At 37.7% G+C, this 8,453-nt stretch carries 7 protein-coding genes; 3 read left to right on the top strand and 4 right to left on the bottom strand.

From position 1 onward, the window contains the following. Together ZA07_RS12665 and dnaK are read right to left on the bottom strand one after the other, a co-directional pair. Positions 1-1,126: hypothetical protein (locus ZA07_RS12665; protein WP_053972033.1), on the bottom strand; the 1,126-nt coding region annotated here is incomplete at its 3' end. Between the two features lie 434 nt (positions 1,127-1,560). After that, positions 1,561-3,471 (bottom strand): molecular chaperone DnaK, encoded by a 1,911-nt coding sequence (dnaK, locus tag ZA07_RS12660; protein ID WP_053972032.1) that lies wholly within the window; start codon positions 3,469-3,471, stop codon positions 1,561-1,563. Between the two features lie 178 nt (positions 3,472-3,649). On the opposite strand from dnaK, the gene ZA07_RS12655 reads away from it, so the two are divergent. Both ZA07_RS12655 and ZA07_RS12650 read left to right on the top strand, forming a co-directional pair. After that, the gene (locus ZA07_RS12655; protein WP_053972031.1) at positions 3,650-4,159 is read left to right on the top strand and encodes a hypothetical protein; all 510 of its coding nucleotides are present in this window, start codon (positions 3,650-3,652) and stop codon (positions 4,157-4,159) included. Positions 4,160-4,237: 78 nt separating this feature from the next. After that, positions 4,238-5,662 (top strand): L-serine ammonia-lyase, encoded by a 1,425-nt coding sequence (locus tag ZA07_RS12650; protein ID WP_053972030.1) that lies wholly within the window; start codon positions 4,238-4,240, stop codon positions 5,660-5,662. 28 nt (positions 5,663-5,690) lie between these two features. Here the strand turns inward: ZA07_RS12650 and ZA07_RS12645 are convergent, their stop codons facing one another. Together ZA07_RS12645 and ZA07_RS12640 are read right to left on the bottom strand one after the other, a co-directional pair. Then, positions 5,691-6,887 (bottom strand): MFS transporter, encoded by a 1,197-nt coding sequence (locus tag ZA07_RS12645; protein WP_053972029.1) that lies wholly within the window; start codon positions 6,885-6,887, stop codon positions 5,691-5,693. Between the two features lie 147 nt (positions 6,888-7,034). Then, positions 7,035-7,496: a nuclear transport factor 2 family protein gene (locus ZA07_RS12640; protein WP_053972028.1), complete on the bottom strand. Its 462-nt coding sequence runs from the start codon at positions 7,494-7,496 to the stop codon at positions 7,035-7,037. Between the two features lie 122 nt (positions 7,497-7,618). On the opposite strand from ZA07_RS12640, the gene panB reads away from it, so the two are divergent. Then, the gene (gene panB / locus ZA07_RS12635; RefSeq protein ID WP_053972027.1) at positions 7,619-8,437 is read left to right on the top strand and encodes a 3-methyl-2-oxobutanoate hydroxymethyltransferase; all 819 of its coding nucleotides are present in this window, start codon (positions 7,619-7,621) and stop codon (positions 8,435-8,437) included. Positions 8,438-8,453: the final 16 nt, after the last annotated feature.

Genomic DNA, 8,453 nt, shown 5'->3' with positions numbered 1-8,453 from the left:
AACCGTTACCATCGGTATAAGTATAAGTGAACGGTGCGTTGGCTGGGTCGGCATCCGTGGCATCAGATACTGCTGTACCGCCACCATAGGTCCAACTTCCACCGGTTTGTCCTCCTGGCTCTAAGGCGGTTAAATCTACACTTGTTGTCCCTGGACATACCATCTGGTCATCGATCGAAACAGTTGGCGATTGATTTATAACAACTGTTACTTGTTCAATATCGAAACATTCTGAATCATAATCGTCTGTACATTTAATATAATAAGTTCCCGAAACTGCAATTGCAGAAGGGTTATTTAATGGTACGGTGGCATTTGAATCCTCCCAATAACTCAAACTTGATCCTGAACCACAACCACTAGCAGCTCCCGTAATATCAACTGTAGATGGCGAACATACAGGTGTGGGGTCCGTAATACTTAATTGAGGATTAACGCAAAAATCAATCTGCAAACACTCTTTTGTTTTAAATGGGATAGTACCATTTGTTTGCGTATAATAAACCCCTATAAAATAGTATACATCATTTTCCGTTCCTACCGGATTAACAAAACATTGAAAACCTCCCGGATAATTAACCATTTCCTCAGCACAGCCAATATCCGAATTGTTGTCATCGGAACAAGCTAGAAAGCTCATAGAACCAATGTTATTTTCTGTAGGATTTGTAGTATAATAAATTACCCAACCAAGAGCAGCGCCATTGGTCAAATCAAAAATAAGTCCATTATAACCCGCTTCTTGCGCAAATTTAATCCATTGAACGTTGATTGGGTCTGAGTTGGCTGCTTCTAGATTTTCATAACAGTTATGGCCAGGTCCATCTGGATCAAAATTTGGTTCAGACAATAAGCTGGCATCTATTTCTCCTCCAGCGGTATCGGCACCTTCATCGCAATCAATAAACACACAAGTTTGCGAATTATTGGAATAATACAACTGAGCCAAATCACTTGTAGGTCCAAATACTCCCGTATCCTCAGTTACACCATCGCATTGATATTCTTGAGCATACAGCTGATTACTAGACAGTAAAAAAGCTCCAAAAAATAAGAAACAATAAAAAACTCTTTGAATGAGAGTCTTTTTAATTAATAGCCACGAAGGCCGGGTAGAATTTTTCATGATTACTTTTGTTGATTAATAGCACATTGTTTATAACAAAAGTCATAATGAAAATGAATAGTTTGGGACTAATAAGTAATTGTCCTAACAAAAGTCATAATTAAAATGGATGGTTTGGGACTAATAGCAAAATGTCCGAACACAAGTCATAATGAAAACAGGTAATTTGGGATTAATATATTAGGTCTTAGGAAACCAGTTTTATAGCTATTAATCTTTATCGAGATAACTAAAAAAATTCAGAATATCTGTCTTATCTTAGGGATTGTAAGAGTTTAAAAAAGTAAAATTTCCAAATCCTACCAATTACAAACTCCTAACATTTATTAACAAAGGATTACGAATTTAACATTTTTTTTTAAAAATCAAAACAAAAAAGCCAAAATACCTATTAAAGTATTTTGGCTTTTATAATTTTTATCAATTCTCAGTGATTATTTCACTTCTTCAAAGTCTACGTCTTCTACATCACTACCTTGGTTGCTCTCCCCTCCTTGGTTTCCTTCCGGTTGGGCATCTGCAGTTCCATTGGCTTGAGCATCTTGTTGCGCTTTGTACATTTCTTCACTGGCTACTTTCCAAGCTTCATTGATTTTCTCTAAAGCTGGATCTATTTGAGCCAAGTCTTTAGATTCATATGCAGTTTTCAATTCAGCTAAAGCATCTTCAATTGGTTGTTTTTTATCAGCAGATAATTTATCACCAAATTCCTTCAATTGCTTTTCTGTTTGGAAAATCATAGCATCGGCACTGTTCAATTTCTCAGCAGTTTCCTTAGCCTTAGCATCTGCATCCGCATTTGCTTCTGCTTCTTGCTTCATTCTTTGGATTTCATCTTCGGTTAATCCTGAAGACGCTTCAATACGAATATCTTGAGACTTACCAGATGCTTTATCTGTAGCAGAGACATGAATAATACCGTTGGCATCAATATCAAAGGTTACTTCAATTTGAGGCATTCCTCTAGGTGCTGGTGGAATACCATCCAAATGGAAACGTCCAATAGTCTTATTGTCTGCCGCCATAGGTCTTTCACCTTGCAACACATGAATTTCTACTGATGGCTGATTATCTGCAGCCGTTGAGAAAACTTGTGATTTCTTAGTAGGAATGGTTGTGTTTGACTCTATCAATCTGGTCATCACATTACCCATAGTTTCAATACCTAATGATAATGGAGTAACATCTAATAATAGTACATCCTTAACATCTCCAGTTAAGACACCTCCTTGAATTCCTGCTCCCACAGCAACTACCTCATCTGGGTTAACCCCTTTACTTGGTTTTTTTCCGAAGAAGTTTTCAACTGCTTCTTGAACAGCAGGGATACGTGTAGAACCACCTACCAAGATGATTTCATCAATATCATTTTTGCTTAATCCAGCAGCTTTCATTGCTTTCTCACATGGTGTAATGGTTCTCTTCACCAAATCATCAATCAATTGCTCAAACTTAGCTCGAGTTAAAGTTCTTACCAAGTGCTTAGGTCCACTAGCTGTCGCTGTGATATAAGGCAAGTTAATTTCAGTTTGAGATGAAGAAGACAATTCAATCTTAGCCTTTTCAGCAGCTTCTTTAAGACGTTGTAAAGCCATAGCGTCTTTACGTAAGTCCATATCTTCTTCAGATTTAAACTCCTCTGCTAGCCAGTTGATAATTTTCTCATCAACGTCATCACCTCCCAAGTGGGTATCACCATCAGTTGCTAATACTTCAAATACACCGTCTCCTAATTCTAGGATAGACACGTCATGAGTACCACCACCAAAGTCAAATACTACAATTTTTTGATCAGATCCTTTTTTATCTAAACCATATGCTAAAGCAGCTGCAGTAGGTTCATTGATAATTCTTCTAACTTTTAACCCTGCAATCTCACCCGCTTCTTTTGTAGCTTGACGTTGTGAGTCATTAAAGTAAGCTGGAACAGTAATAACTGCTTCACTTACATCTTGTCCTAAATAGTCTTCAGCAGTTTTCTTCATTTTTTGAAGAATCATAGCTGACAACTCTTGAGGTGTATACAAACGACCATCAATATCTACTCTAGGTGTATCGTTGTCACCTTTTACTACTTTATATGGTACGCGTTCTGCCTCTCTTTGTGATTCAGAATATTTGTTACCCATAAAACGCTTAATGGAGTAAACCGTTTTATGTGGATTGGTTACTGCCTGACGTTTTGCTGGATCACCAACTTTAATCTCACCTCCTTCAACAAAAGCGATTACAGATGGTGTGGTACGCTTACCTTCTGCGTTAGGGATTACCACTGGTTCATTACCTTCCATTACTGAAACGCATGAGTTGGTGGTTCCTAAGTCGATTCCAATAATTTTACTCATAATTCCTTTTTATACGTTTATAAATTGTGTTGAATAATCTTTTTTAATTCGTGTTGGATAAGTCAATGATTATGCCATGACAAAAAATATGACATGATGTCATATCTTAAAAAAATAGCTCCTGGTCAAGACTATCAAAACAATTTGTAACTTTAAACAAACTTAAAATACCTTTATCATGAAAAAATTAACATCACTACTTTTATTATGTGTAGCCGCCTTCCTCATGTCTTGTGAAGGGGATCCCGGTCCTGTCGGACCACAAGGACCTCCTGGACCAGAAGGTGGAATTTTTGTTGCCAGTGCTTTTGAAATAGCTATTGACTTTTCTGCTAATAATGGATATGAATATATCGAACCCTACGGTTTTGATGTATATCCTTCTGACGTAACGTTAGTTTATATCCTTTGGGAAGTGACTCAAGGCTTTGAAGTTTGGAGGCTAACCCCTCAAACTACTGAATTTGAAGATGGAACGACCTTAACTTACAACTATGATTTTACAGATGTAGATGTAAGGTTTTTTCTCGATGGCACAACCGACTTTAGCACCTTAGGTTCGGCATGGACTCAAAATCAAATTTTTAGAGTCGTCGTGGTTCCAGCTGATAATGTGGATGCTTTGGATGTAAATAATTTGGATGAAGTCTTAAATGTTGCCAAAATAGATAAAATCATCAAAAAATAACGTTCAAATACCCTTAAAAACCCTTTTATCTTACCAACCAAAATGTATCTTTGCAGCCCAATGATAACGTTTTCGTAAATGGAATGCATTTCGGTATTTGATATGCTTAAAATAGGTGTGGGACCTTCAAGCTCCCACACTTTAGGCCCTTGGAGAGCTGCAGAAAGATGGATCAAGGAGCTCAAGGAAAAAAACAGATTTTCAAAAGTTGAAAAAATATCCGTAGATCTATATGGCTCCCTCTCTCTCACGGGCAAGGGACACGCTACTGATTATGCCGTCATGTTAGGCCTAAGTGGTGCGGACCCAGAACGGATTCCCACAGAGCTTATTCAAGGAATTGTTGATCAAATAAAAAAAACCAATTCCCTAAAATTTAATAACGAAATTGATATTGCCTTCAACTGCAATACGGATATTGTATTCAATAAAAAGTTTCTGCCCTTCCATGCTAACGGCCTTACTTTTAGTGCAAAAATAAACGGACGTAATTACAAATCTACCTACTACTCCATAGGTGGTGGTTTTGTAGTGCAGGAAGAACGAAAAACGGCCAAAGCCAATAAAATCATTTTTTATTGTACTTATCCATACCCCGTTGAAAAAGGAACCGATCTCCTAAGGTTTTGTAAGGAATTAAACCTCCCTATATCGCAAGTGGTTCTTGAAAACGAAAAGTCTATCAAAGAGGAGGAGTGTATCAACTCTGAACTAGAACGCATTTGGAATACGATGCTAGAATGCATGTATATTGGTTGCCATACCGAAGGGGAACTTCCAGGAGGTCTCCAAGTAAGGCGTAGAGCCTTTGACATGCATGAAAAGCTGAAAGGTGATTTGCCATATAATTCACCGCAAGAATGGTTGCAGGTTATCAGAAAAACCGAGGTTAAGTTTAGACAAATCCTTAAGTGGGTTAGTTGTTTCGCTCTAGCTGTTAATGAGGTTAATGCCTCATTAGGACGTGTCGTTACGGCCCCAACCAACGGAAGTGCCGGAGTAATCCCAGCAGTTTTGATGTACTACCTAGTGATTGAAAATCATGATGCGGACTTTGAACAAATTAAAAAATTCTTGTTGGTTGCCGGAGAAATTGGTAGCATCTTTAAAAAAGGTGCTACCATATCAGCCGCTATGGGTGGATGTCAGGCAGAAATAGGTGTTTCCTCTGCCATGGCAGCAGGTGCGTTGTGCGAATTGTTAGGTGGAACCCCTGAACAGGTATTAATGGCTGCAGAAATTGCCATGGAACATCATCTAGGACTAACTTGTGACCCTATTGGCGGCTTGGTACAAGTACCTTGTATAGAACGAAATTCTATGGGTGCCATTAAAGCTATTAATGCTGCTGAACTCGCCTTGGAAAGTGACCCTACTAAAGCCAAAGTGCCTTTAGACAAGGTGGTAAACACCATGTGGGAGACTGCCAAAGACATGAATAATAAATACAAAGAAACAAGTGAAGGTGGATTGGCAGTAGGTGTCCATTTGACGGATTGCTAAACATACTATAATAAGATTCCTTGTTTTCTTATCCAAAAAATTTTCTCTTTCGAGCCACGAACAAAATTGAGAAACAAATCAATCCAATTACCAAGTAGCCTGAGGCTATCCCTAGCTGAATTGAAGGTTGAAGGATAGCCACAAGTGCATAACTTATAGCCGATGTAATAATAAAAGTCACTCCACCTACCAAACCACTGGCAATACCTGCAGCATTTGGAAAACGACTTAAGGAATAAGTAAAATAATTATTAAACAGAAAACCCGCTGCCAAATGCACCAAAAAAGCAAATGCCACTAAGGTAGCTAAATTAGACAGCCAATAAGAACTCACCAACATCCCAACAATCACAAACAACTGCATACTATTGGCAAAACTTAACTTGGGCATAAATGGTTTCTCAATTAAAAATCTACCCGCAAAACCACCACACATCCAAGCCAGTCCCATTACCAGTGAGGCATAACCCGTAACTATCGGGGAATAGCCTAATGAGTGCTCAATAATAAAAGGACCTGTAAGACTGTAAAAAATCACAATCCCATAACTTAAACCACACATCAGGATAGCTGTAGAAAAATCAGGAGTCTTTAACATGGTTTTAAATTCGGATACCAAAAAGTTTGGTTTAAATGGTCTAAACTCTTTAAGTGTTTCCCCAGAAAAAAACACTTCTAGGACAAAAAGCACTACACAAAAAATGGCCAAGGCTATAAAGTTTGCTTGCCAACCAAAATGTTCTTGTAAATATCCACCTAAAAATGGGGCGATAATAGGTCCCAAAGACCATACAATTGTCATGATACTTAAATAATGCCTGCGTTCTTTGCCCTCATAAACATCAACAAAAAATGCTCTTTTAGCTACCACTACGGCTCCTGATAAAATTCCATGACAGACTCTCATAGCATATATCACATAGATATTTTCTGTTTTAGCGGTAATATAAAATGTGATGGCAAACAACAATAAAGACCAAGTAGAGAGCCGATATCTTCCAAAAGCATCAATTAAGGCCCCAGCAAAAAACTGCGTCACACCATAACTAACTAAAAAAATACTAATAGTTAATTGAATGCTGGATTCAGGTAGATTTAGAGACTCCGCCATACTGGGCATGGAAGGAATATAAATATCAGTAGCTAGACCAGAAATAGGCACTATAGCGAAGGCCAAAATAGTAGCAATCAACTGGTGACCTGCTTTTAGGGATTTATTGAGCATTGGTTTCAGGAAAAATAAGCGGTAAAATTAAAGCATCTTTCCTTAATGCAGTAGTTATTAACAATTAATTAATGCCGTCAATCAATACAAGGTCATGGATAAAATAAAAAAGGATATCGTCATTCAACCAAAATGTTTCCAAATTTTTTAATTCCTACAACCTTGCTTCCTTCTTGTATCTATTAAATAAATAATTTTCCAAACACCGTCCTCCTGGAACAGTTGAAACGAATTAACTCCACAATGACTAAACTGTCCGTTGAACCAAAATTCGTAAGGTGTCCAGGCATGAGCCATGTTGCCATCTACTTGAATTTTATAATCCAGCAATCGTTCATCCCATTTTTGGTCAGCAGGACGATTACCAATGGCTAAGGTTAATTCCTTAAGCTCTTCTGTTAAAAGTTTGTCCTTACCTTGGCGATCTTTGACAGCCGTTTGTAGAACTATTTTATCGCTCAAAACAGACTTCATCAAAATGGTGTCCCCTTTATGGAACCCTTCAAAAAATGTGTCAATTGTTTTTTTTACCTCTATCTCAGGATTACTAGTTTGCCCAACGGCAACTGAAACAACTAAAAATGCTATGTAACGTAAAAATCGAATCATATAAAAAAGTATTGAGAAAACTAAAATAGTAGAATGTGACTTTCATTCTTATGAAATATAGAAAAGTTTAACACAGAACCCATGTGATTTTATTAATTTTACAACCCTTAAAATACATATCTATGTCTGTCGCAAAAAAAGAATACAAGCGAGTTACCGTTAAATCTATTCAAGAGATGAAAGAACGTGGAGAAAAAATCTCCATGCTAACGGCCTATGATTATACCATGGCCAAAATAGTGGATTCTGCTGGAACAGACGTAATCTTAGTGGGTGACTCTGCTAGTAATGTCATGGCCGGTCACGAGACCACCTTACCTATTACCCTTGACCAGATGATCTATCATGCCTCATCAGTCATACGTGGTGTTGACAGAGCCTTGGTCGTTGTTGACCTCCCTTTTGGGTCCTATCAAAGTGATCCTAAGGAAGCTTTGAGATCGGCTATTAGAATTATGAAAGAAAGTGGCGGACATGCAGTAAAACTTGAAGGTGGTAAAGAAATAAAGGAATCCATAAAACGTATTTTAAACGCTGGAATTCCTGTCATGGGCCATTTGGGTTTAACACCTCAATCCATTTATAAATTTGGAACCTATACCGTAAGGGCTAAAGAAGAGGAAGAAGCTCACCAATTAATTACAAACGCTAAAGCACTTGAAAAAATGGGATGCTTTGCGATTGTTCTTGAAAAAATCCCAGCCAAATTAGCCAAACAAGTAGCTGAAGAGTTAACTATTCCCGTTATAGGTATTGGAGCTGGCAATGGTGTTGACGGACAAGTATTGGTGGTACATGATATGTTAGGAATGACCCATGAATTCAATCCAAGATTTTTAAGAAGATACCTTCACTTATATGATGAAATGACCTCTGCCATCACACAATATGTAGATGATGTTAAAGCTCTGGATTTTCCAAATGAAAATGAGATGTATTAAGGCTAAAATGTCTTCT

The organism is Mangrovimonas sp. ST2L15 (assembly GCF_001280515.1).
In the GTDB taxonomy this organism is placed as follows: domain Bacteria; phylum Bacteroidota; class Bacteroidia; order Flavobacteriales; family Flavobacteriaceae; genus Mangrovimonas; species Mangrovimonas futianensis.
This window is presented reverse-complemented; position numbering and strand designations above follow the sequence as displayed.